The sequence below is a fragment of the Bradyrhizobium sp. NBAIM18 genome (assembly GCF_020193825.1).
GTDB classification, from domain to species: Bacteria; Pseudomonadota; Alphaproteobacteria; order Rhizobiales; family Xanthobacteraceae; genus Bradyrhizobium; species Bradyrhizobium yuanmingense.
This window is the reverse complement of sequence record NZ_JADYVO010000019.1, coordinates 18,747-39,288: the sequence shown is the minus strand read 5'-3', so window position 1 is coordinate 39,288 and position 20,542 is coordinate 18,747. Positions and strand designations below refer to the sequence as shown.

Below are 20,542 nucleotides of genomic sequence, written 5' to 3'. Positions count from 1 at the left end.
CGAATTTCTGTAAAGTAGAATATTTGGCCGCCGATCGGTTGACCCAGCCGTTGCTGTTTTGAGCGACGACGGCCCAACCCCTAGGGGTGGCTCGGTCACGTCCCTGCAAATCATGTTTCGAAGAACGCGCACATGGTGTCCCGTCATCTCCAGCAGCAGCGCGAAAAGCGGAGAGCGTCAACCGCCCGGGTTGGACGAAAAGCGGAAGTGCTTCGGCGGACGTCCCTTAGTTCTTGGGCTGCCCGAAATCGACCAGCGGTGGCGGCAACTCGATGTCCGGAATCTCGATCTTGATCTTATCCAGATCCACCTTGATCGGGGCGTCCAGCAACCCGGTGACAGTGATCGGGAATGCGATCACGACCGCAACCATGATCGCCTGCAGACCGATCCACGGCACCGCACCCCAATAGATGTCTGAACTCTTGACTTCCCTCGGCGCCACGCCGCGCAAATAGAACAGTGCGAAGCCGAAGGGGGGATGCAGGAAGGAGGTCTGCATGTTCACGCACAGCATGATCCCAAACCAGATCAAGGCGGCATCCGCGCCGACGACAGGCGTGAGGAGCTTGAGGGCGGTCGGCGCGATCATGGGAACGATAATGAAGGCAATCTCGAAGAAGTCGAGGAAGAAGGCGACAAAGAAGATGAACAGATTGATGAAGATTAAGAAGCCCCATACACCGCCCGGCAACGATGTCAGCATGTGTTCCAGCCAGACGCCCCCGTTGCAGCCGAGAAAGACAATCGAGAAACAGGTCGATCCAATGAGGATAAAAGTCACCATGCAGGTGATGCGCATGGTGGTCTCATAACCCTGCTTTACCAGCAAGCGCAGGTCGGGAATCCTGATTACCTCGAGACACGCCCAGGCCACCGCCAGATAGGCAATCGCGAACGCAATTTTGAACGGCAGATTAGGCGTGAAGTAGATGCCGATGATGGTGCCCACGCCGGCCGCGGCCACGCCCACGAGCAAGACCTTGTGACCGGCCGAGCTGAAATCCTTGTGATGGATGACGGCGAGGACGATCGCGCCGACGGCGCCCATGGCACCCGCTTCGGTCGGCGTGGCGAGCCCCAGCATCATCGTGCCGAGCACCACGAAGATCAGAACGGCGGACGGAATGATGCCCAGAAGGCATTTGCGCCAGAGTGCCCAGCCCTTGAGCGTCCTCGCTTCCTTCGGCACCGCCGGAACATGGCCCGGTTTGACGATGCTCAGAACGAAGGTGTAGCCCGCGAACAGCGCGATCTGAAGTATCGATGGCCCCCAGGCGCCCAGATACATGTCACCCACCGACTTTCCGAGTTGGTCCGCGAGCACGATCAAAACCAGCGAGGGAGGCACCAGCTGGGTTATGGTGCCGGAGGCTGCGAGCACGCCGGTGATGTAGCGCACGTTGTAGCCGTAGCGGATCATGACCGGCATCGAGATCAGCGCCATGGCGATGACCTGCGCCGCCACTGTGCCTGTGATGGCCCCAAGGATGAAGCCGACGATGATCACGGAATAGCCGAGACCGCCGCGAACGGGGCCAAACAGCTGTCCCATCGAATCCAGCATGTCCTCTGCGAGGCCACATCGTTCGAGGATCGCGCCCATGAACGTGAAGAATGGGATGGCCAGCAGCAGCTCGTTGGACAGAACGCTGCCGTAGATGCGCTCCGGGATCGCCTGGAGGAAGCTGAACTCGAAAAATCCCAAATGGATCGCGAGAAATCCGAACGAGAGCCCGAGGGCGGCCAGCGTGAAGGCGACCGGAAAGCCGATGAGCATCGCCAGCACAAGACCGCCGAACATCAGCGGCGGCATCATCTCGATCGTGATCATTGGGTCGGCCGCTCGTATTTCGCATCGATGGTGACTTCACCGCGCAAGGCGGCGGCGCGCTTGATGACCTCCGAGATACCCTGCAAAGCCACCATGAAGAAGCCGGCCGGCAGGACGAACTTGATCGGCCACCGCAGAAGGCCGCCTGCATTGTTGGACATTTCGCCGATGACGAACGAATTGTAGAACATCCCCCAAGAGAGGTAGCTGAGGAGCAGGCAGGCAGGGACGAGGAAGACCAATGTCCCGATCAGGTCCAGCCACAGCTGGCCGCGCTCGGTGAGCATGAGATAAAGGATCTCGACGCGGACGTGCTCGTTGCGCTTAAAGGTGTAGGACGCGCCGAACATCACGATGACGGCGAACATATACCACTGCGTCTCTAGCCAGCTGTTCGAGCTGTAACTGAAGGCGTAGCGGATCATCGCATTGACAGCACTCACGACGCAGGCCGCGAGCACCAGAATATTGCAGACGTTGCCGACCTTTTCGTTCAGCCAGTCGATAGCCGTACTCATCGCCAACAATGGGCGCATCGATGCCTTGTCCCCGCTCGCTGAGTACTATCCCCCAGGCGAGCAGGACCATGGCGCTGCATCAGCTGCCTGCCACGTCTGCGCGGGAGCTAGTTGACCCCTCCTGATGCTTCCGCCCGTTCTTGCTGTCGGTTTTCGGCAAGACACGTTCAGGTCTCAGCCGCCGCGTGAAGCAGGGCCACCTTTACCGTCGGCCAATTCCCGGTCAACAGGAAAATGGACAGTTTGCCGCAGCAATGTCTAAGTTAGCGTCACTAGGCTTAATTGGGTTGACCTTCGGGGCTTACCGGCGACGCGACCGGCGGAGGACAACCTCCAGCGAGATATCACTGCTCCAGAGGAGGATTTCGTGATCGGCGCATTCCTGGTCGTCTTGTCGATCGCTCTCCTCTGGGTCTTCCTGCCTCGCAACGGGCAGTCACATCGGTGGATGGAGCTGCCATTCTTTGAGACAGGAGTCCCCCTGGTGATCATCATGGCCTTCTCAGCTGGCCTGACGATGGTGATCGACCGCATCTTCTGACCGGTGTCGGCTGTCGAGGCGCGCCTAACCCTCGACGTCGTACTGCCTGCAGAGGTGATCCCCAATCTGGACCAGCATGGCAACGCATTCAGGATAGCCCGGCCGATCAGAGGTCGCCTGATCAGCGCTGGCCCGAAACTCCCAGGATTTCCCGTCGCGGAGGATGGAAATCGTCATTCCATCGGGACAGTCGGCGTGGACCTTCAACTCGGCTCTCGCCATGGCGACGAGTTCGCTTTCAGATTTTACGGGCTTGCTCATTCGTTGGCCCTTGATCTCCTAGCGGACAACCCCAGCGGCATCATCGTCGCTCGGCATCACCCAATCGAGGGCGAGCAAGCAAGCTTCCAGCAGAACTAAAGCAATAAGGCCGCCAACCAGGCCGAAAAAGACGATGGAAAAGGTCCCTAGTAAAAGCGCACAGAAGACATCTGCAAGCACCTTAGACGTGCGATCGGATTGGGTCTGGTTGGCTGTGAAGTACGGCATCTTCATCCTCCGGGGTTTGACCCCAACTTAGCCGCGTCAGCTACTGGCGGTCTATTCCAAACGACGGTTTAGCGGTCCAGCTAATCCATCGATCGACATGCCCACACGGGTCAAAACCGCCGAAGCTCTCATCGCGACGAATGATTGCGCTCTGCCGCGAGCCCGGACATCCGCCAGTTGACGCGCAAACGCTACCCCGTCGGCGTGCCCTGCTTCCACTGGCTGCCGGCGATCTTCGCCGCGGCAATCACCGCTTGCGTCCGGCTCTCGACGCCGAGCTTTTGCAGGATCGCCGAGACATGCGCCTTGATGGTGGCCTCTGAGACACCGAGCTCGTAGGCGATCTGCTTGTTGAGAAGGCCTTCCGACAGCATCATCAGGACCCGGACCTGCTGCGGCGTCAGCGTCACCAGGCGGTCGCGCAGGCGGGTCATGTCGGGATCGGCCGCAGCCGACAGGTCGGTGTCGGTGGGAACCCAGACGTCGCCCTCCATCACCTTGAGGATGGCATCGCGCAAGGTTTCGACCCCGAACCGCTTCGGGATGAAGCCGGACGCGCCGAAATCGAGCGAGCGGCGGATCGTGGCGCTGTCGTCGGATGCCGAGACGATCACGACCGGAATCGCCGGGTATTGCGCGCGCAGATAGATCAGGCCGGAAAAGCCGGAGATCCCGGGCATGGAGAGGTCGAGCATGACCAGATCGACCTCGGAGGTCTGCTCCAGGAGCTTGGTCAGATCCTCGAAGGTTCCGGCCTCGTCGATCCGGGCCGAGGGGAGAACGCCCGCCACCGCCTGCCGCAGCGCATCGCGGAACAGGGGATGATCGTCGGCGATGACGAGATGGGTCGAAGGAGCGTTCATCGTTCTCTTGCTGTCGTTCGCGGCGGATCGGCGAACAGATCCCGGGTGCGTCAATTCTTCCCCGAGCGGCCGTGGCATGCAAGTGGACATTATCCCTTTGCTGCAAAGGGGTTAATCCCCCCGGCTTGGCATTTGCACACCGGCGCTGGATACCGCAGCACCAGTGCGCAAGGCCGAAAGTCGTATTGGGGAGGGTTTCACGCCGATGTTACCTTGTGGCCAAGACCTGGGCTGATCCGGCACGTCCGGACATTCTGGGGGCGAGAGGAAACGATTTTCGGGGAGCGACCCAAACATGTCGACAATGGCTGTGTCTCAATCGAGCGCGCAGGGGATGACGAAGGACGAACGGTTCGTCATTCTCGCCTCCTCGCTCGGTACCGTCTTCGAGTGGTACGACTTCTATCTCTACGGTTCGCTGGCCGGCATCATCGGCGCGCAGTTCTTCTCGGCCTATCCGCCGGCAACCCGCGATATCTTCGCGCTGCTGGCGTTTGCCGCGGGCTTCCTGGTGCGTCCGTTCGGCGCGATTGTGTTCGGCCGTGTCGGCGACATCGTCGGCCGCAAATACACCTTCCTCGTCACCATCCTGATCATGGGTCTGTCGACCTTCATCGTCGGCCTGTTGCCCAACGCGGCGACCATCGGCATCGCGGCCCCGATCATCCTGATCGTGCTGCGCCTCGCCCAGGGTCTGGCGCTCGGCGGCGAATATGGCGGTGCGGCGACCTACGTCGCGGAGCATGCGCCGAACGGCAAGCGCGGCTTCTACACCTCCTTCATCCAGACCACGGCAACCCTCGGCCTGTTCCTGTCGCTGCTGGTGATTCTGTTCACCCGCACCGCGCTCGGTGAGGCCGATTTCGCAGCGTGGGGCTGGCGCATTCCGTTCCTGGTCTCGGTGCTGCTGCTCGGCATCTCGGTCTGGATCCGGCTTCGCCTGAACGAATCGCCGATCTTCCAGAAGATGAAGGAAGAGGGGAAGGGTTCGAAGGCGCCGCTGACGGAGGCCTTCGGCAACTGGCAGAACGGCAAGCTCGTGCTGCTCGCCCTGCTCGGCGGTGTGATGGGCCAGGGCGTGGTCTGGTACACCGGCCAGTTCTACGCGCTGTTCTTCCTGCAATCGATCCTGAAGGTCGACGGCTATACCGCCAACCTGCTGATTGCATGGTCGCTGCTGCTCGGCACCGGCTTCTTCATCGTGTTCGGCATGCTCTCCGACAAGATCGGCCGCAAGCCGATCATCCTCGGCGGCTGCCTGATCGCGGCGCTGACCTTCTTCCCGATCTTCAAGATGATCACCTCCAACGCCAACCCGGCGCTGGAAAAGGCCATCGAGACGGTCAAGGTCGAGGTGGTGGCCGATCCCGCCAAGTGCGGCGATCTGTTCAACCCGGTCGGCACCCGCGTCTTCACCGCGCCTTGCGACACCGCGCGCGCCTACCTGTCGCAATCGTCGGTCAGGTACACGACGACGCCAGGTCCGGCCGGCTCGGACGTGAAGGTCGTGGTCAACGGCAAGGACGTGCCCTACGCCAACGCCAAGGACAGCAACCCGGCGGTTCTCGCCGCGGTGCAGGCGGCCGGCTATCCCAAGGCGGGTGACACCGGCATCGTGAAGATGTCGCATCCGTTCGACGTCTTCCGTCCGCAGCCGGCGGCGATCATCGGCCTGCTGTTCGTCCTGGTCCTGTTCGTGACCATGGTGTACGGCCCGATCGCGGCGATGCTGGTCGAATTGTTCCCAACCCGCATCCGCTACACCTCGATGTCGCTGCCCTACCACATCGGCAACGGCTGGTTCGGCGGCCTCCTGCCCGCCACCGCCTTCGCCATCGTGGCCTCGACAGGCGACATCTATGCCGGTCTGTGGTACCCGATCATATTCGCCTCGATTACCGTGGTGATCGGCTTCCTGTTCCTGCCGGAAACCAAGGACGTCGACATCAAGGCGACCTGATCGCAGCAGCAATCGACGACACCAACCGGCCGCGGTCTCCGCGGCCGGTTTTGCTTTGTGTGGTTATCGATCGCTGCCGATGAATTGCAGCACGATCTCACGGCGGTGCGGGCGGTTGCGATGCTCGATCAGGTAGATCGCCTGCCAGGTGCCGAGCGCGAGCTTGCCGCTCAGGACCGGGACCTGAAGCGAAGTCTGCGTCAGCATGGTCTTGATATGGGCCGGCATGTCGTCCGGCCCCTCGGTATCATGGGTCCACCCCGCGTTCTCCGGCGCGAGCCGTGACAGCGCCGTCGTAAGATCGACCAGCACGGAGGGATCGGCGTTCTCCTGGATCGTCAGCGAGGCCGAGGTGTGGCGGATGAACAGCGTCAACGCGCCCTCACCCGCGTGCGCCTCGGCGATGAATCTCGCGGCCTCGCTGGTCAGATCAGTGAAGCCGCGGCCAGGCGTCTGCACGGTGAGCAGTGCCGATGTGACGGTCGTGGCCTGTACGGACGATGGTGCGGAGCGGGTGACGGATCTGGCTGATGTCATGGAGGGGCCCGCATCAGATCTTCCCCGACACGTCTTTCTGCACGCGGTTGGCCATGTCGATCAGCCGCCGCCAGGCCTTTTCCAGGAACGACATCATGCGGTCGACGTCCTGCTCGCTCGGCAGCGGGATCTCGATCTTGCGCTCGCCCTCGGCGACCTTGGGCTCGGGCTTCCTGAGTGGATCGGATTTCGGCAGCGCCTCGTCGATCTTGCCCGATACCGTTGGCCCCGCCGCGAGCTGTGCCTTCAGCCGCTCGACCTCGGCCTGGAGCCTGCCGATCTCGGCGTCGAGTGCGGTCCGCTCGTCGGGCACCGCGTAGCAGGCCCAACCGGCGCCGTTCCTGGTGCAGGTCGACACCGTGCCGGTGCGCGTGTCGAGCCGCAGCACGCCCTCGGGGATGGGCATCATGCTGTAGCGGCCATTTTCGCCGTCGGGCGTAGATTGCGCGGCCGCGAGGCCGCCGCTGACTACCATCACCGCGGCCGCCGCCGCGAGCCATGATGTCGTGGATGACGTCGCAGGTCTCATCATTGTCTCCGCCCGGCACTGCTGCGGCTGCGGTTGCAATTCTACACCCCCCGCCGGCAATCCGCCGCCAAAAAGCCGCCCCCGAAATCAACGAACGCGGCGGCTTCTTTGATCCCGCGAGCGCGGCGAAAGCACGGCTGCGTCCGCCGTTCGCAAGCAGACCTGCTGCGGTGCGGCGTCACGCTGTGTGCAGCGCTGCCGTGCGCGTCGATATCATCAAGTAAATCAAATACATAATCGGAAGGGACGCAATCGTGACTTGGCTTGACTTGATTATAGGCCATCAGTATGGTCCGCGCGGCTTTTGAGGGTGACGGGCGCAATTTCCATTCAGCCGCAGCGTTTCGGGTCTTCGTTGCATGACACAGGGCACGGGACACGGCGAGGATGGAGATCGCGATAGATCGCCCGAGGAAGCCGCGCTTTCCGATCGGCTCGGAAATCTTGATCAGCGGTTGTCCGAATTTCGCGACCGCCGGGCCAAGACCGAGCAACCCGCAGGTGACGATGGAGACAAAGCGGCCAGAGCCTCGGCGATGGCGCTTGGTTTCCGACTATCCTCGGAGTTGATCGCCGGCGTCGCTGTCGGAGCGGGGATTGGCTGGGGGTTCGACCACTTGCTGTCGACGTCGCCTTTCGGATTCATCGCGTTCCTGCTGCTGGGCTTCATCGCCGGCGTGGTGAATGTGGTGAGAACGGCAGGCGCGGGTCCGAACAGGCGCGGTGGTTCGTAATTGGCCTAGCCGGGTTAACTGTCGTGCCGCTCGCCGGCACAGCCGGCCGACCAATCTTCACTGGTCGGCTTGTCCAGCAGACGAGAGATGCCGCGCGGATGAAAATCGACCCGATCCATCAGTTCAACGTCGAACCGCTCTTCACGATCGGCCGTATCGGCGATCACTCGATCGCCTTCACCAATGCCTCTCTCTACATGTTCGTCGCGGTGGGGATCATTGCGCTGCTTCTGCTCACCAGCGGCAAGCAGCTGGTTCCGGGGCGTCTGCAGTCGGTGGCCGAGCTCTCCTATGAGTTCGTGGCCAGCATGATCCGCAGCACTGCCGGAGCGGATGGCATGCGGTTCTTCCCGCTGATCTTCTCGCTGTTCATGTTCATCTGCGTCTCGAACCTCGTAGGCATCGTTCCGTACACGTTCACCGTGACGAGCCATCTCATCGTCACTGCGGCGCTGGCGCTGCTGGTGTTCTTCACGGTCCTGATCTACGGCCTCTACAAGAACGGCCTGAAGTTCCTGAAAGTGTTCGTGCCCTCGGGCGTTCCCGGCTACATCCTGCCGCTGGTCATGGCGATCGAGGTGCTGTCGTTCTTCCTGCGGCCGGTCTCGCACAGCGTTCGACTGTTCGCGAACATGCTCGCGGGCCACATCGCGCTGAAGGTGTTCGCCGGCTTCGTTGCCATGCTCGGCGCGTCTCTTGGCGTGGTCGGCTGGATCGGCGGTGTCATGCCGCTGGCGCTCGCCGTCGCGCTCACCGCGCTCGAACTGCTGGTCGCGTTCCTGCAAGCCTATGTGTTTGCGATCTTGACCTGTATCTACCTCAACGACGCCATTCACCCTGGACACTGAGTGATCCGGGTGCTTTTCCACCCACACCTGTCTTTCTTCCAAGGAGTCAAAAATGGATCCGCAAGCAGCTAAGTTTCTCGGCGCGGGCATCGCGTGCATCGGCATGGGCGGCGCCGGCATCGGCGTGGCCTTCATCTTCGGCAATTATCTGTCCGCAGCCATGCGCAACCCGGCAGCTGCTCAGGGCCAGTTCGGCAACCTGATCTTCGGCTTCGCCGTGACCGAAGCGCTCGGCATCTTCTCGCTGCTGATCGCTCTGCTGCTGCTGTTCGTCCCGCTCTGAACGCGTTTCGCGCCGCTTCCAGGTGGGAGGCGGCGCGTCTGACAGCAACAGGAGAACTCCATGGCTGAAAGTCATGGCGGCGCCAAAGGTACCGGCGCTCACACGGAGGCCGATGGCGGTCACCACGGCGGTGGCTTTCCGCCTTTCGAGAGCAGCACCTTTGCTTCGCAACTGGTGTCGCTCGCGATCGCCTTCGTCGCGCTGTATCTGATCGTCTCCCGGTTCGCGCTGCCGCGTGTCGGGGGTGCGATCGAGGCGCGTCAGAACAAGATCGAGGGCGATCTCGCCGAAGCGCAGAAGCTGAAGGACCAGTCCGAGGCGGCGCTCAAGGCCTATGAAGGCGAGCTCGCGTCGGCGCGCGCACGTGCACAGGCGATCGGCAACGAATCCCGCGAGAAGGCGAATGCGCAGGCGGAAGCCGAACGCAAGGCGCTGGAAGAGCAACTGTCCGCCAAGCTCGCCGAGGCGGAGAAGACCATTGCCTCGACCCGCGCGACCGCCATGAGCAACGTCCGCGGCATCGCGGCCGATGCAGCCGGCACCATCGTTCAGCAGCTCACGGGCGTCGTTCCGGATGCAGCGTCGGTCAATGCCGCCGTTGATGCGACCTTGAAGGGTTAGTCTCGATGTTCTTCACACCTGAGTTTTGGGTCGCCGTCGCCTTCGTGATCCTGATGGTGATCTTCGCCTATGTGGGGGTGTTCAAGACGGCGATGTCGGCGCTCGATCATCGCGCCGCTCGTATCAAGGCCGAGCTGGACGAGGCGGCGCGCCTCAAGCAGGAGGCCACCAAAGTGCTCGCCGACTACAAGGCGCGCACTGCCGGTGCCGAGCGCGAGGCCGCCGACATCATCGCCAACGCGAATGCCGAAGCCGAGCGCATCGCAGCAGAGGCCAAGGCGAAATTGGAAGATTTCGTCACCCGCCGCACCAAGACCGCCGAGGGCAAGATCGCACTCGCCGAGGCTCAGGCTCTCGCGGACGTCCGGGCAGCCGCCGCGGAAGCCGCCGTGCAGGCTGCCTCCACGATCCTGTCGCAGTCAGTCAAGGGCCCGATCGCCGACGACCTGCTCGCCAAGGGCATCAACGAAGTCAGGCAGAAGCTGAACTGAGGGATTTGCCTTACCCAATCAAAAAGCCGGCGCGACGAGCGCCGGCTTTTTTGTCTGTCGGGTAACAGCATCCACAAGTGCGGTATCATTACCCACCTTGCGCGCACTTGCGCACTGGGGCGGGTGATCCAGTACGCCGAGGCTTCTCAGTTCAAGCACCGCGGCCTCTGGAATACTGGATTGCCCGCCTTCGCGGGCAATGACAGCTGACATTGCCGCAAGATCTCCCCTACTTCTTCTTCTTCCCTCTCGGCTCCGGCGAGAGCGCCTGCGGGTCGAAGCCGACATAGAAGATGTAGGTATCGGCAACCGCGGGCGCCGGCACCGGATAGGCCAGATCCTCGGCGACGAAGGTGAAGGGCACGCTGCCGCCTTCCGACATCGCCACCGTGGTCCGGTAGGCCTTTGAGGCGATCACCTTCTCGCCGACGCCGCCCTGCACGACGGCGATGCGCAGCGGCACCTCGACGGAGGCAGGCGCCCCGGCGGGGCCGGCGATGACACGGCCCTGGATGCCGATCCGGGCCGTGATGCCGGCACTGCTGCGCAAGCATTCGCGCGCCATCTTGGTGATCGAGGCCTGGAAGCGGATGTCATTGCCGACCGCCGGCTTGCCGCTGGCGCCGACCGCGTAGGTCGAGGCGCCCGCGCGCACCGTGACTTGGGGGCAATCGAGGTCGTCTTCGGCCGGCTGCCCGGGCGCAGGCGCCGGCTTCGGCTCCGCCGGCTCGTCGGACTTGCCGCCGAACAGGCTCTTGAAGCGGTCGGTCAACGACTGTGCCGCCACCGGCGAGACGGAGGCGAGCCCGACCGATAATGCCAGCACGACCGCTGCGCCCCGCCGCAACCTCGTCCGCGATGACCGAAGCTCCTGCACCATCAACACCCGTACTCCATGACAATGTTCCGGCCGGGTTATATCGCCAATATCGGCGAACCCAAGGCGGCAAAAAGGGATTTGGCTGCATCCATCAGGCTGCTCAGCCGCGGAAGTCCTCGTGCAGCAGGCCGAACAGCAGGTGATCCTGCCAGACCCCGTTGATGCAGAGATAGCGGCGCGCCAGGCCCTCGCGCGAGAAGCCGCACTTCTCCAGCACCCGGATCGACGGCGCATTGGTCGGGATGCAGGCGGCCTCGACCCGGTGCAGATTGAGCTCGCCGAACAGCGTCGGCAGCAGGACCCGCAGTGCGGCGGTCATGTAGCCGCGGTGGGCATAGGGCTGGCCTACCCAATAGCCGATGGTGCCGGCCTGCACGATGCCACGCCGGACATTGGCGAGCGTGATGCCGCCGACCAGGGCACCGTCGAGCTCGCGGAAGATCAGAAAGGGATAGGAGCGGTCCGCGGCAATGTCCTCGGCATAGCGGCGCAGGCGACGGCGGAAGCCGGAGCGGGTGAGATCGTCGGACGGCCAGATCGGCTCCCAAGGCGTCAGATAGTCGCGGCTGGTCTCGCGCAAATGAGCCCATTGCAGGAAGTCGGACATTTGCGGCGCGCGCAGGAGCAGCCCGTTGCCGCGCGGCGCCAGGGCGGCGGGTCCACTGGATGGCAGGCGAAAGAGGGCCATGGTGATGCTTCCCGGGGCGAGGCCCGCGCGCGGCTCCTAATGCAGCCGCGCCTTGGCGCGCGCCCGTGTCAATCCTTCCGCAAAAGACACCGCCGTGTCCAGACCCCTGCCGCTGCCCAATGCGACGACCGCAGGCCGGCTGCGCGACAGGAGCGCACGGGCCGCGTCCCGCGTCGATTCGATGCTGACGGCGTCGATCCGGGCAACCAGTTCCTGCACTGTCTGCGGCCGCCCATAGGCCAGCACGTGCCGGGCGAGCTGCTCGGCGCGGGAGGAGCAGCTCTCCAGCGCCATCAGCAGCCCCGCCTTCATCTGTGCCTTGGCTCGGGCGATCTCGGCCTCAGTCAGCGTCTCCACCGATTCGTTCATGATGTCGACCACGACCTCCATCATCTCCGGCGCATCGGCGGGATCGGTGCCGGTATAGAGGCCGAAGAAGCCGGTATCGGTGTAGGGGGCGTGGAAGGTGTAGATGGAGTAGCAGAGGCCGCGCTTCTCGCGCACCTCCTGGAACAGGCGCGACGACATTCCGCCGCCGAGGACATTGGTGAAGACCTGCAGCGAGAACAGCGAAGGATCGGTCTGCGGCACCCCCTCGAGCGCCAGCGTCAGATGCGCCTGCTCGAGCTCGCGATGCACCACCTTGGCGCCGCCCTGGCCGAACCGAGCGGCCTGCGGCTTCGGCCCGGGCGTCCCCTCGAAGCTCGCAAAGCGCTTTTCGACCTCGGCGACGACCTGGCCGTGATCGACCGCCCCGGCCGCGGCCACCACCATGTCGGGCCCGCGATAATGCGTCGACAGATAGCCGCGCAGCATGTCGCGGTTGAAGGCGCGCAGCGTCTTGGCGGTGCCGAGCAGCGAACGGCCCATCGGCTGGTCGGGATAGCAGAGCTCGTTCAGATGCTCGAACACGACGTCGTCGGGCGTGTCCTGCGCGGCACCGATCTCCTGTACGATGACGTTCTTCTCGCGCTCCAGCTCGTCGGGCTCGAAGGCGGGATTGGCAAGGATGTCGGCGAGCACGTCGAGCGCGAGCGGCACGTCGGCCTTCAGCACCCGCGCGTAATAGGACGTGGTCTCGGTCGAGGTGCCGGCATTGAGGTCGCCGCCGACCGCCTCGATCTCCTCGACGATCTCGCGCGAGGAGCGCCTGGTCGTGCCCTTGAACGCCATGTGTTCCAACAGATGCGAGATACCGTGCTCGTTCGGCTTCTCGTCGCGTCCGCCGACGCCGGCCCAGACACCGAGCGCCGCCGTCTCGAGGTGGGGCATCTCGTCGGTGACGACGGTGAGGCCGGAGGCAAGCTTGGACATCTCGACGCTCATCCGGCAACTCCCTGCTTTGCGGCGCGGCTGGCGGACAGCACGAACCGCTCGAGCTCGACCTGATCGTTCTTCATCACCCTCATGTGTTCGGATTTGGTCATCAGGCCGTCGAGCCAGGCCGGCAGTTGCGGCCGCTGGCCGCAAGCCGCCTCGACGGCGTCGGGGAACTTGGCCGGATGGGCGGTGGAGAGCACGATGCTCGGCACCTTCGTATCGGTGGTGTCGCGGTCCGCGACGGCGAGCGCCACGGCGGTATGAGGATCGACCAGCTCGCCTGCTTCGCGCCAGGCGGCGCGGATCGCAGCCGCAGTCTCGGTCTCGTCGGCGCGCCCGGCATCGAATTCCTCGCGGATCGCGGCCAGCGTCGCATCAGGCAGCACGAAGCGGCCGGACTGCTTCAGCTGTTCCATCAGGCGACGCACGCCGGCGCCATCGCGCCGGCCGGCCTCGAACAGCAGCCGTTCGAAGTTCGAGGAGATCTGGATGTCCATCGACGGCGATGCCGTCGCGTGCACCTCACGCACCTCGTAGATGCCGGTCTTCAGCGTGCGCGCCAGGATGTCGTTGACGTTGGCGGCGATGCGCAGGGTGCGCACCGGCAGCCCCATGCGCTTGGCGACGTAGCCGGCGAAGATGTCGCCGAAATTGCCCGTCGGAACGACGAAATCGACCGCGCGCGCCGGAGCACCGACCGCGACGGCAGAGGTGAAATAGTAGACCACCTGCGCGACGATGCGCGCCCAGTTGATGGAATTGACGCCGGAGAGCGAGGTCGCATCGCGGAAGCGATGGTTGTTGAACATCCCCTTCACGAGCGCCTGGCAGTCGTCGAAGGTGCCTTCGATGGCGAGCGCATGGACGTTGGCCGCGCCCGTCGTGGTCATCATCCGCCGCTGCACCTCGGAGATGCGGCCGTGCGGAAACAGCACGATGAGATCGACGTTCTCGAGGCCCGCAAAGGCTTCGACCGCGGCGCCGCCGGTATCGCCTGACGTCGCGACCACGATGGTGGTGCGCTGGCCGCGCTTTTCGAGCACATGGTCCATCAGCCGCGAGATCAGCTGCATCGCCACGTCCTTGAAGGCGAGCGTCGGACCGTGGAACAGCTCCAGCACGAACTGGTGCGGGGACATCTGGCGCAGCGGCACCACCGCAGGATGGCGGAAGGTGGCATAGGCCTCGTTCGCCATCCGCCCGAGCTCGGCGTCGGAAATCTCGCCACCGGCGAAGGGACGAATCACGTCGACCGCGACCTCCCAATAGGGGCGGCCGAAGAAGCCGGCGATCGTCTCGCTCGGAAGCTGTGGCCACACCGCCGGCACATACAGGCCGCCGTCGCGGGCAAGCCCGGTCAGCATCACGTCACAAAAGCCGAGTTCGGGGGCTTCGCCCCGGGTCGAGATATAGCGAGTCAAACTGCCCTCCAAAGGCGGCCGGGCCGGAGCTCGACCCTTAAGCCTTTGATTTTGCGTAATTACTTGTCAACAGCCGGTGGCTTTGAACCACCATAGAGTGTTTTGCCGCATCGGGAAACCGCTTCCGGCGTACCCCCTCGCCCAATGAAAAAGGGCTGCGGCATTGCCGCAGCCCTTCTCTTGGAAGGCCTGTCGTTGTGTGCAGACTAGTTGCCTCGTCGGGGTCGCCGAACCCTCAAAACTGTTCCGGCAAGCTTTCGTCGCCTGTCACGAAATCGTCAAGTCCAAAACCCCGCGCGTGTCGAAAATGTTCCTATTTTTCCCGATCTGGCTCTGGTTCGTTTTGGCAGTTGCAGCCAAGCCCCGCCGTGATCCTCACCCTGAACTCCGCCTTTTCCCGAGTCAGTCGCGGGGAACGAATACAGCCTCGGCCCATTGTGTCGGGCGGATGGGTGTCAGCCCGTTGTCCAATGCATTGCCCGGCCAACGGCGGCGTCGATCCGTCGGCCGAACCGCTGCATCCCGGAGCAGCCGGTTCGGTCGCTGGCGAAAGTCAGTTCATTCCGATTTCCACTGCGATCCGGATCAGGTCGGAATGGTTCTTGGCGCCAAGCTTCTGCTTGAGCAGGGACGTGGTGTTGGCGACCGTCTTGTAGGAGATGCCGAGCGCCTCGGCGACCTCGACGATCTTGTCGCCGCGTCCGAGCAAGCGAAGAATTTCGAGCTCCCGCGGCGTCATTTGTGACGCGGGGTTGGCCTTGATCGCCGCGCCGGAGAACGTCACGGCTTCCGCAAGCTGCGGCGAGATGAAGTTGTCACCCGCGACCACCTTGCGCACCGCTTTGAGCAGGATCCTGGGATCGTCGCCTTTGGAGACATAGCCCTGCGCCCCGAGCTCGACGGCCCGCACGACGAACGCCGGATCGTCGTTCATGCTGAACATGATGATCTTGGCGTCGGGGTCGTCCTTGCGGATGCGCCGCATCAGCTCGAACCCGGAGACGTCGGGCAGGCTGATGTCGATCACGGTGACGTCGGGCCGCTTGCTGACATAGGCGCGATGCCCGGATTTGGCGTCGCTCGCCTCGTCAATGCGGATTGAATGGTCGGATGCGAACAGGGTGCGGCAGCCCGACAGCACCACGGGATGGTCGTCGACGATCAGGACCCTCGTCGCCAGCTTGGCGGTATCTTGCATCGCGCACCCTCTTGTTTTTCGACTCATAGCCCGCCGGGAATAAATGGAAAGAGCAAATCCGGCCGATACGCGTTAGAATTGACCTAATGTGGCGACGACTTTCGTTCCGAACGCAATTGTTTCTCCCGCTCGGCGCGAGCCTTCTCGCAGCCCTGATCCTGGGCGGCATATTACTGCAGATATTTGCAGCAGGTCAGGTAGCTGATGAACACGAGCCGGCTCGACGCTCGATCCAGACCATCGCCGCCGCGCTCAACAGCACTCTGCGCGCATCGGACAATCCGCAAAAGACCCTCGATGCATTTGTTCAGTCCTTGGACGCCTCCACGGATATTCAATTCCGCCGCATGGACGGAGGTCCCCCGCCTTCTCCGAAAGACTTGCGCAACCTGAAGAAGGTTCCGCAATGGTTCGTCAACCTCATCACCATACCAGAGATGGAAGCGGCGTTTCCGATCGTCATGGACGGCAGACATGTCGGCGATATCGTGTTCTTCCCGGACATATCGGCCGACTTGTTCGAGAAGTGGATCGGCTTCCTTGCGCTAACCAGCCTGGTCGCTGTCCTGATGGTGCTCACCGGCACCGTTGCCTATGTCTTCGCCGGTTCGGCCCTGCGCCCCCTGCAACATCTCGGCGACGGTCTTACGCGGATTCGGCGCGGCGACTACGCAAGGCCGATCCCGGTCGGAGGACCGCCGGAGATCCGGCAGAGCTGCGAGGAAGCCAATGCGCTGGCAGCGACACTGGCGCAACTCAGCCAGGACAATCGCTATCTGATGCACCGCCTGGTGTCGCTGCAGGATGACGAGCGGCGCGATCTCGCCCGCGAACTGCACGACGAGCTCGGGCCCCTCCTCTTCAGCATCCGCGCCGGCACGATCGCGCTGACCGATGCCTCCGAGCCAACGGGACATCTCGGCAATTCGGCACAGGACCTGCTGCAATCGGTCGAGGCCCTGCAGCAGACCAACCGCCGCATCCTGGACCGGCTGCGGCCGCTCTATATCGAAGAGCTCGGCCTTTCGAGCAGCGTGCAAACGCTGCTCCGGAATTTTCGCAAGCAGGCACCTCATATCGTGCTGACGGACGCGATCGATCGCGATCTCAGCGCAATCGGCGGACCGCTGGCGCAGACCGTCTATCGAGTGATCCAGGAGGCACTGACCAACGTGCTGCGACATGCCAACGCGGGCAACGCACATGTGCAGGCGACGGTTGCCGACAAGACGCTCGTCGTCGAGATCTCCGACGATGGCGGCGGTTTCCCTGCGGACAACGTCTTCGGCCGGGGCCTGACCGGCATGCATGAGCGCGTGCGCGCGCTCAGCGGATCGCTATCGCTGTTGCGCGTGGATGACCGAACCTACGTGCGCTGCCGCCTTCCGGCGGAGACGATGCGGGACGTTCCGCCTCCAGGGTAATTCAGCAGGCGCAACCATCATGCGCATTCTGTCGCGCCGGTTCGCACAGCGTGCTGCGGATCTTGCCATCCGGGCTGAAGCGGAACGAGGCCTGAATGCGCAGCGCGCCGGCGACGGAATATTCGAGGTGGACGCCGTGGGGCGCGGGATTGATCTCTTCCAGCCCGAACCCCGCCGAGGAGAAGGCGCTGAGCCGCGGCTGCCAATAGGCCTCGATCTCGCTCCGGCCACGAAAGCGCCGCGCGCCGTCGCAGGTGCATTCGAGCTGCGCGTCGTCGGCATAGAGGTCGAGCAGGGCTGTGAGGTCGCCCTTACGGCAGGCATCCACCCAGTCGACGATAATTCCCATCTGGTCGAAATCACTCACGCCGCACCCAATCTGCCGCGGACAATATTGGCGGCTTAGAACCACCCTCGTGAATATGCGCTGAATAATAAACCCCGGGCGATACCGGGTTCCCTCGATGGACCTGCCAATGAGCTCAGCTCTGCCGCCGGCCTCTTGCCCACACGCCGAAGGCGATAAGCACGGCGCCTGCAAGCGTGAACCAGGTGATTGCATATTGCAGATGGTCGTCCTTGAGATTCACCTGGAGCGGTCCCGGACGCGGGATGCCGTTCGCCGGCGCGGGCCGTTCGAGATCGACATAGAACGGCGCAACCGTGCCCCAGCCCAGCACGCTTGCGATTGCCAGATGATCGCGCACGAACCAGAGCCGCTTGCCGCGATTCTCCGCCGGAGTCAGCCAGCTTGGCGCCTCGGGAAAGCGCAGATAGCCGGTGAGCTCAACCGGTTGGCCCGTGACGAGCTTGTTCACCGCGCGATCCTCGACGCCGCGGTCCTGCATCGTGTTCTCGACGAAACCCGCTTCGATCACGACCATCTCGCCGCCGGGAAGCCGCGCCGGCAGGAACGCCCAGGTGCCGGGGCCGGAGGCGTCCTTGCGCACCGCCGAGCCGGAGGAATAGACCATTGCATCGGGGAGGGCTGCGTAGGTCGCGGTGAAGCTGACGCGGCGGAATTCGTCGCGGGCGGGATTGAGCGCGACCCATTGCGCGGACGGCGGCAGCGCAATCGGCGCGGCCGCAAGCCGCTCGGTGAGCGCCGCAATCAACTCGTGCTTGGCGGTGCGGCGCTGCAGCTGCCAGACACCGAGCGCCACGAACACAGCCGTGAGGAACAGCGTGAACAGCGCGAAGCCGGCCACGGGGGCCTTGCGCGACGCAGGCTCATTCATTTCGCGCGATCGACCAACCGGCCCGGCGCCGCCTTGTGGTGGAATTGCAGCGCGATCAGCAACGACTTCATCGAGCGCAGCGGCAACAGCGTGGTGGCGAGGATGAGCGGCAGCCAGAGCACCGCATGCAGCCAATATGGCGGCTGGTATTTGACTTCGACGATGAGGGCGCACGCGACGACGATGCCGCCGGCCAGCATGATGATGAAGATCGCCGGGCCGTCGCCGGTATCGATGAAGGCATAGTCGAGCCCGCAACGGTCGCATGCGGGCGCGAGCGTCAGAAAGCCCGCATAAAGCTTGCCTTGGCCGCAGCGCGGGCATTTGCAGGCAAGCCCACGCAGCGCGCTTTGCAGGACGGTGGTTTCGGACGGGGGTGTGCCGGCACTGTCGTTCATGATGGCGGACTCTATCACAGTTTCCGACGAAACTTCGGGCGGCCGGAAAGCGAAAGGGCGGCCCTGCGGCCGCCCTTCCTTATCGGTTCGATCGGGCTCAGTGCGCGGCGCTGGCCATGGTCTCGGCGCCGCGTCCCCAGACGTAAATGCAGAGGAACAGGAACAGCCAGACCACGTCGACGAAGTGCCAGTACCAGGCCGCAAACTCGAAGCCGAGATGCTGCTTCGGCGTGAAGTGGCCGGCATAGGCGCGGAACAGGCACACCAGCAGGAAGATGGTGCCGACCAGCACATGGAAGCCGTGGAATCCGGTCGCCATGAAGAACGTCGCGCCGTAGACGTTGCCGCCGAAGGAGAACGCCGCGTGGGCATACTCATAGGCCTGCACGCAGGTGAAGAGCGCGCCGAGCACGACGGTAAGGATCAGGCCATACTTCAGGCCCTGGCGGTCGTTCTCGAGCAGCGCATGGTGCGCCCAGGTCACGGTGGTGCCTGACGTGAGCAGGATCAGCGTGTTCAGCAGCGGCAGATGCCAGGGATCGAAGGTCTCGATGCCCTTCGGCGGCCAGGTGCCCGGGACCGCGCAGGCGCCGGGCTGCGTGCCGAGGCCGCAACCGAACACCGCATCGCGGGTGGCGTGGACGGCATCAGCCGGAAACAGCGCCGCGTTGAAATAGGCCCAGAACCAGGCGACGAAGAACATCACCTCGGAGGCGATGAACAGGATCATGCCGTAGCGGTGATGCAGCTGCACGACCCGGGTGTGATCGCCCTTGTACTGGGCCTCCTTGATCACGTCGGCCCACCAGCTCGCCATGGTGTAGAGCACGCCCACGGTGCCGACGCCGAATACGATCGGCGCCGCCGAGAACATGTGGTGCATCCAGGCGACCGCGCCGACCGCCATGATGAAGGCCGAGAGCGAGCCGACCGCCGGCCAGGGAGAGGGATCGACCAGGTGATAGTCGTGATGCTTGGTGTGCGCCGTGGCCATTTCCGTCTCTCTCCTCAATCCCGTGCCTGTCCGGCACTTATCCCCTTGCGTCCAACCGCCTGCGCGTGAGCCCTGCGGTCAAAGATTTCCCTTGCGCTTGTCGGCTTCGCCCGATGCCAGCGGTTTCGCCACGGGATCGCGCACCGGATAGAACGTGTAGGACAGCGTGATCGTGCTCAGCCCGTCGTTCTCGTGGTCGGCGGCGATCGACGGGTCGACGTAGAACACGACTGGCATCTCGCGCTTCTCACCGGGTGCCATGGTCTGCTCGGTGAAGCAGAAGCAGTTGATCTTCTGGAAATAGGCGCCGACCGTCAGGGGCGCGACGTTATAGGCGGCCTGGCCCGCGGTGGCGCGCGCCGCCTGGTTGGTCACGGTGTAGAAGACGGTCACGACCTGGCCGATATTGACCTCGATCTCGCTCTGCTCTGGCTCGAACTTCCAGGGCAGGCCGGGCGCGACGTTGGAATCGAAGCGCACCGAGATCTTCCGCGCGATCGGGCCCGTGGCCGGCGCAGAGGTCGCCACTTGCGTCGTGCCGTTGAATCCGGTGGCGCGGCAGAACCAATTGTAGAACGGCACCGCCGCGTAGGAGGCGCCGACCATCAGCGCGACCACGCCGCCGCAGATGGACGCGACCACCACATCGCGCCCCAGCCCGCGGCCCTTGCCCGGGTTGCGATGGCCCGGCTTGGCGCTGACGTCCTGCGATATGGTGGGCTCGTGATCCATA

26 protein-coding genes are annotated in these 20,542 nt (G+C 63.8%); 8 read left to right on the top strand and 18 right to left on the bottom strand.

Features of this window, described 5'->3' with window-relative positions:
• Positions 1 to 226 precede the first annotated feature (226 nt).
• On the bottom strand, positions 227 to 1,834 hold the full coding sequence (locus tag I6F17_RS29680) for a TRAP transporter large permease subunit (RefSeq protein ID WP_225126868.1): 1,608 nt from the start codon (positions 1,832 to 1,834) through the stop codon (positions 227 to 229).
• A complete protein-coding gene (locus tag I6F17_RS29675) occupies positions 1,831 to 2,370 on the bottom strand; it encodes a TRAP transporter small permease subunit (RefSeq protein WP_036020596.1) in 540 nt (179 codons plus the stop codon). Before I6F17_RS29675 ends, I6F17_RS29680 begins: the two co-directional genes overlap by 4 nt.
• A gap of 349 nt (positions 2,371 to 2,719) precedes the next feature.
• Between I6F17_RS29675 and I6F17_RS29670 the strand changes: the two genes are divergently transcribed.
• Positions 2,720 to 2,893 (top strand): hypothetical protein, encoded by a 174-nt coding sequence (locus I6F17_RS29670; protein WP_157785976.1) that lies wholly within the window; start codon positions 2,720 to 2,722, stop codon positions 2,891 to 2,893.
• Positions 2,894 to 2,917: 24 nt separating this feature from the next.
• On the opposite strand, the gene I6F17_RS29665 is transcribed toward I6F17_RS29670, so the two are convergent.
• From I6F17_RS29665 to I6F17_RS29655, 3 genes are all read right to left on the bottom strand, one after another.
• On the bottom strand, positions 2,918 to 3,154 hold the full coding sequence (locus I6F17_RS29665; protein WP_025033504.1) for a hypothetical protein: 237 nt from the start codon (positions 3,152 to 3,154) through the stop codon (positions 2,918 to 2,920).
• Between the two features lie 18 nt (positions 3,155 to 3,172).
• On the bottom strand, positions 3,173 to 3,382 hold the full coding sequence (locus I6F17_RS29660) for a hypothetical protein (protein WP_036020622.1): 210 nt from the start codon (positions 3,380 to 3,382) through the stop codon (positions 3,173 to 3,175).
• A gap of 191 nt (positions 3,383 to 3,573) precedes the next feature.
• Positions 3,574 to 4,245 (bottom strand): response regulator transcription factor, encoded by a 672-nt coding sequence (locus I6F17_RS29655; protein ID WP_225126866.1) that lies wholly within the window; start codon positions 4,243 to 4,245, stop codon positions 3,574 to 3,576.
• Between the two features lie 334 nt (positions 4,246 to 4,579).
• Between I6F17_RS29655 and I6F17_RS29650 the strand changes: the two genes are divergently transcribed.
• Positions 4,580 to 6,205 (top strand): MFS transporter, encoded by a 1,626-nt coding sequence (locus I6F17_RS29650; RefSeq protein ID WP_193375171.1) that lies wholly within the window; start codon positions 4,580 to 4,582, stop codon positions 6,203 to 6,205.
• Between the two features lie 63 nt (positions 6,206 to 6,268).
• On the opposite strand, the gene I6F17_RS29645 is transcribed toward I6F17_RS29650, so the two are convergent.
• Together I6F17_RS29645 and I6F17_RS29640 are read right to left on the bottom strand one after the other, a co-directional pair.
• Entirely contained in the window at positions 6,269 to 6,742 is a 474-nt protein-coding gene (locus I6F17_RS29645) for a secondary thiamine-phosphate synthase enzyme YjbQ (protein ID WP_225126856.1), read from the bottom strand.
• A gap of 13 nt (positions 6,743 to 6,755) precedes the next feature.
• A complete protein-coding gene (locus tag I6F17_RS29640) occupies positions 6,756 to 7,271 on the bottom strand; it encodes a hypothetical protein (protein WP_225127081.1) in 516 nt (171 codons plus the stop codon).
• Between the two features lie 359 nt (positions 7,272 to 7,630).
• Here I6F17_RS29640 and I6F17_RS29635 point away from each other — a divergent pair, with 359 nt between their 5' ends.
• The 5 genes from I6F17_RS29635 to I6F17_RS29615 all read left to right on the top strand — a co-directional run bounded on the left by I6F17_RS29635 (position 7,631) and on the right by I6F17_RS29615 (position 10,248).
• Positions 7,631 to 8,005 carry an AtpZ/AtpI family protein gene (locus I6F17_RS29635; RefSeq protein WP_035996624.1) on the top strand — a complete coding sequence of 125 codons (375 nt, stop codon included), beginning with the start codon at positions 7,631 to 7,633 and terminating at the stop codon, positions 8,003 to 8,005.
• A gap of 98 nt (positions 8,006 to 8,103) precedes the next feature.
• Complete coding sequence (locus tag I6F17_RS29630) at positions 8,104 to 8,853, top strand: F0F1 ATP synthase subunit A (RefSeq protein ID WP_225126854.1); 750 nt, start codon at positions 8,104 to 8,106, stop codon at positions 8,851 to 8,853.
• A 52-nt stretch (positions 8,854 to 8,905) separates the two neighbouring features.
• Positions 8,906 to 9,136, top strand: a complete 231-nt coding sequence (locus I6F17_RS29625; protein ID WP_008541273.1) for a F0F1 ATP synthase subunit C — start codon at positions 8,906 to 8,908, stop codon at positions 9,134 to 9,136.
• Between the two features lie 60 nt (positions 9,137 to 9,196).
• Positions 9,197 to 9,757 (top strand): F0F1 ATP synthase subunit B, encoded by a 561-nt coding sequence (locus I6F17_RS29620; protein WP_036040220.1) that lies wholly within the window; start codon positions 9,197 to 9,199, stop codon positions 9,755 to 9,757.
• Between the two features lie 5 nt (positions 9,758 to 9,762).
• Positions 9,763 to 10,248, top strand: coding sequence for an ATP F0F1 synthase subunit B (locus I6F17_RS29615; protein WP_225126852.1), 486 nt, complete (start codon positions 9,763 to 9,765; stop codon positions 10,246 to 10,248).
• An 18-nt stretch (positions 10,249 to 10,266) separates the two neighbouring features.
• Here I6F17_RS29615 and I6F17_RS29610 read toward each other — a convergent pair whose 3' ends face one another.
• The 6 genes from I6F17_RS29610 to I6F17_RS29585 all read right to left on the bottom strand — a co-directional run bounded on the left by I6F17_RS29610 (position 10,267) and on the right by I6F17_RS29585 (position 15,755).
• Complete coding sequence (locus tag I6F17_RS29610) at positions 10,267 to 10,461, bottom strand: hypothetical protein (protein WP_146207664.1); 195 nt, start codon at positions 10,459 to 10,461, stop codon at positions 10,267 to 10,269.
• Positions 10,462 to 10,477: 16 nt separating this feature from the next.
• Positions 10,478 to 11,128: a hypothetical protein gene (locus I6F17_RS29605; protein ID WP_035996613.1), complete on the bottom strand. Its 651-nt coding sequence runs from the start codon at positions 11,126 to 11,128 to the stop codon at positions 10,478 to 10,480.
• Between the two features lie 100 nt (positions 11,129 to 11,228).
• Positions 11,229 to 11,816, bottom strand: coding sequence for a GNAT family protein (locus tag I6F17_RS29600; protein WP_035996611.1), 588 nt, complete (start codon positions 11,814 to 11,816; stop codon positions 11,229 to 11,231).
• 36 nt (positions 11,817 to 11,852) lie between these two features.
• Positions 11,853 to 13,142, bottom strand: a complete 1,290-nt coding sequence (locus I6F17_RS29595) for a pitrilysin family protein (protein WP_036020577.1) — start codon at positions 13,140 to 13,142, stop codon at positions 11,853 to 11,855.
• Positions 13,139 to 14,557, bottom strand: coding sequence for a threonine synthase (gene thrC, locus I6F17_RS29590; RefSeq protein WP_036040215.1), 1,419 nt, complete (start codon positions 14,555 to 14,557; stop codon positions 13,139 to 13,141). Before thrC ends, I6F17_RS29595 begins: the two co-directional genes overlap by 4 nt.
• A 553-nt stretch (positions 14,558 to 15,110) precedes the next feature.
• Positions 15,111 to 15,755 carry a response regulator transcription factor gene (locus I6F17_RS29585; RefSeq protein WP_028178165.1) on the bottom strand — a complete coding sequence of 215 codons (645 nt, stop codon included), beginning with the start codon at positions 15,753 to 15,755 and terminating at the stop codon, positions 15,111 to 15,113.
• An 86-nt stretch (positions 15,756 to 15,841) separates the two neighbouring features.
• Between I6F17_RS29585 and I6F17_RS29580 the strand changes: the two genes are divergently transcribed.
• On the top strand, positions 15,842 to 17,179 hold the full coding sequence (locus I6F17_RS29580; RefSeq protein WP_225126850.1) for a histidine kinase: 1,338 nt from the start codon (positions 15,842 to 15,844) through the stop codon (positions 17,177 to 17,179).
• Between the two features lies 1 nt (position 17,180).
• Here the strand turns inward: I6F17_RS29580 and I6F17_RS29575 are convergent, their stop codons facing one another.
• From I6F17_RS29575 to I6F17_RS29555, 5 genes are all read right to left on the bottom strand, one after another.
• Positions 17,181 to 17,546: a nuclear transport factor 2 family protein gene (locus I6F17_RS29575; protein ID WP_035996598.1), complete on the bottom strand. Its 366-nt coding sequence runs from the start codon at positions 17,544 to 17,546 to the stop codon at positions 17,181 to 17,183.
• A 115-nt stretch (positions 17,547 to 17,661) separates the two neighbouring features.
• Positions 17,662 to 18,417, bottom strand: coding sequence for an SURF1 family cytochrome oxidase biogenesis protein (locus I6F17_RS29570; protein ID WP_225126848.1), 756 nt, complete (start codon positions 18,415 to 18,417; stop codon positions 17,662 to 17,664).
• The gene (locus I6F17_RS29565) at positions 18,414 to 18,815 is read right to left on the bottom strand and encodes a DUF983 domain-containing protein (RefSeq protein ID WP_035996593.1); all 402 of its coding nucleotides are present in this window, start codon (positions 18,813 to 18,815) and stop codon (positions 18,414 to 18,416) included. Before I6F17_RS29565 ends, I6F17_RS29570 begins: the two co-directional genes overlap by 4 nt.
• Positions 18,816 to 18,912: 97 nt before the next feature.
• Complete coding sequence (locus I6F17_RS29560; protein ID WP_035996590.1) at positions 18,913 to 19,809, bottom strand: cytochrome c oxidase subunit 3; 897 nt, start codon at positions 19,807 to 19,809, stop codon at positions 18,913 to 18,915.
• Between the two features lie 78 nt (positions 19,810 to 19,887).
• Positions 19,888 to 20,541 (bottom strand): cytochrome c oxidase assembly protein, encoded by a 654-nt coding sequence (locus I6F17_RS29555; RefSeq protein ID WP_225126846.1) that lies wholly within the window; start codon positions 20,539 to 20,541, stop codon positions 19,888 to 19,890.
• Position 20,542: the final 1 nt, after the last annotated feature.

What these genes read in the sequence shown, in the direction of transcription:
- I6F17_RS29625 (WP_008541273.1), top strand. Translation starts at nt 8,906, where the DNA reads ATGGATCCGCAAGCAGCTAAGTTTCTCGGCGCGGGCATCGCGTGCATC.
- I6F17_RS29605 (WP_035996613.1), bottom strand. Translation starts at nt 11,128, where the DNA reads ATGGTGCAGGAGCTTCGGTCATCGCGGACGAGGTTGCGGCGGGGCGCA.
- I6F17_RS29675 (WP_036020596.1), bottom strand. Translation starts at nt 2,370, where the DNA reads ATGCGCCCATTGTTGGCGATGAGTACGGCTATCGACTGGCTGAACGAA.
- I6F17_RS29585 (WP_028178165.1), bottom strand. Translation starts at nt 15,755, where the DNA reads ATGCAAGATACCGCCAAGCTGGCGACGAGGGTCCTGATCGTCGACGAC.
- I6F17_RS29665 (WP_025033504.1), bottom strand. Translation starts at nt 3,154, where the DNA reads ATGAGCAAGCCCGTAAAATCTGAAAGCGAACTCGTCGCCATGGCGAGA.
- I6F17_RS29680 (WP_225126868.1), bottom strand. Translation starts at nt 1,834, where the DNA reads ATGATCACGATCGAGATGATGCCGCCGCTGATGTTCGGCGGTCTTGTG.
- I6F17_RS29580 (WP_225126850.1), top strand. Translation starts at nt 15,842, where the DNA reads ATGTGGCGACGACTTTCGTTCCGAACGCAATTGTTTCTCCCGCTCGGC.
- I6F17_RS29595 (WP_036020577.1), bottom strand. Translation starts at nt 13,142, where the DNA reads ATGAGCGTCGAGATGTCCAAGCTTGCCTCCGGCCTCACCGTCGTCACC.
- I6F17_RS29655 (WP_225126866.1), bottom strand. Translation starts at nt 4,245, where the DNA reads ATGAACGCTCCTTCGACCCATCTCGTCATCGCCGACGATCATCCCCTG.
- I6F17_RS29570 (WP_225126848.1), bottom strand. Translation starts at nt 18,417, where the DNA reads ATGAATGAGCCTGCGTCGCGCAAGGCCCCCGTGGCCGGCTTCGCGCTG.
- I6F17_RS29650 (WP_193375171.1), top strand. Translation starts at nt 4,580, where the DNA reads ATGACGAAGGACGAACGGTTCGTCATTCTCGCCTCCTCGCTCGGTACC.
- I6F17_RS29630 (WP_225126854.1), top strand. Translation starts at nt 8,104, where the DNA reads ATGAAAATCGACCCGATCCATCAGTTCAACGTCGAACCGCTCTTCACG.
- I6F17_RS29610 (WP_146207664.1), bottom strand. Translation starts at nt 10,461, where the DNA reads ATGTCAGCTGTCATTGCCCGCGAAGGCGGGCAATCCAGTATTCCAGAG.
- I6F17_RS29560 (WP_035996590.1), bottom strand. Translation starts at nt 19,809, where the DNA reads ATGGCCACGGCGCACACCAAGCATCACGACTATCACCTGGTCGATCCC.
- I6F17_RS29600 (WP_035996611.1), bottom strand. Translation starts at nt 11,816, where the DNA reads ATGGCCCTCTTTCGCCTGCCATCCAGTGGACCCGCCGCCCTGGCGCCG.
- I6F17_RS29645 (WP_225126856.1), bottom strand. Translation starts at nt 6,742, where the DNA reads ATGACATCAGCCAGATCCGTCACCCGCTCCGCACCATCGTCCGTACAG.
- I6F17_RS29565 (WP_035996593.1), bottom strand. Translation starts at nt 18,815, where the DNA reads ATGAACGACAGTGCCGGCACACCCCCGTCCGAAACCACCGTCCTGCAA.
- I6F17_RS29555 (WP_225126846.1), bottom strand. Translation starts at nt 20,541, where the DNA reads ATGGATCACGAGCCCACCATATCGCAGGACGTCAGCGCCAAGCCGGGC.
- I6F17_RS29640 (WP_225127081.1), bottom strand. Translation starts at nt 7,271, where the DNA reads ATGAGACCTGCGACGTCATCCACGACATCATGGCTCGCGGCGGCGGCC.
- I6F17_RS29620 (WP_036040220.1), top strand. Translation starts at nt 9,197, where the DNA reads ATGGCTGAAAGTCATGGCGGCGCCAAAGGTACCGGCGCTCACACGGAG.
- I6F17_RS29660 (WP_036020622.1), bottom strand. Translation starts at nt 3,382, where the DNA reads ATGCCGTACTTCACAGCCAACCAGACCCAATCCGATCGCACGTCTAAG.
- I6F17_RS29615 (WP_225126852.1), top strand. Translation starts at nt 9,763, where the DNA reads ATGTTCTTCACACCTGAGTTTTGGGTCGCCGTCGCCTTCGTGATCCTG.
- I6F17_RS29635 (WP_035996624.1), top strand. Translation starts at nt 7,631, where the DNA reads ATGACACAGGGCACGGGACACGGCGAGGATGGAGATCGCGATAGATCG.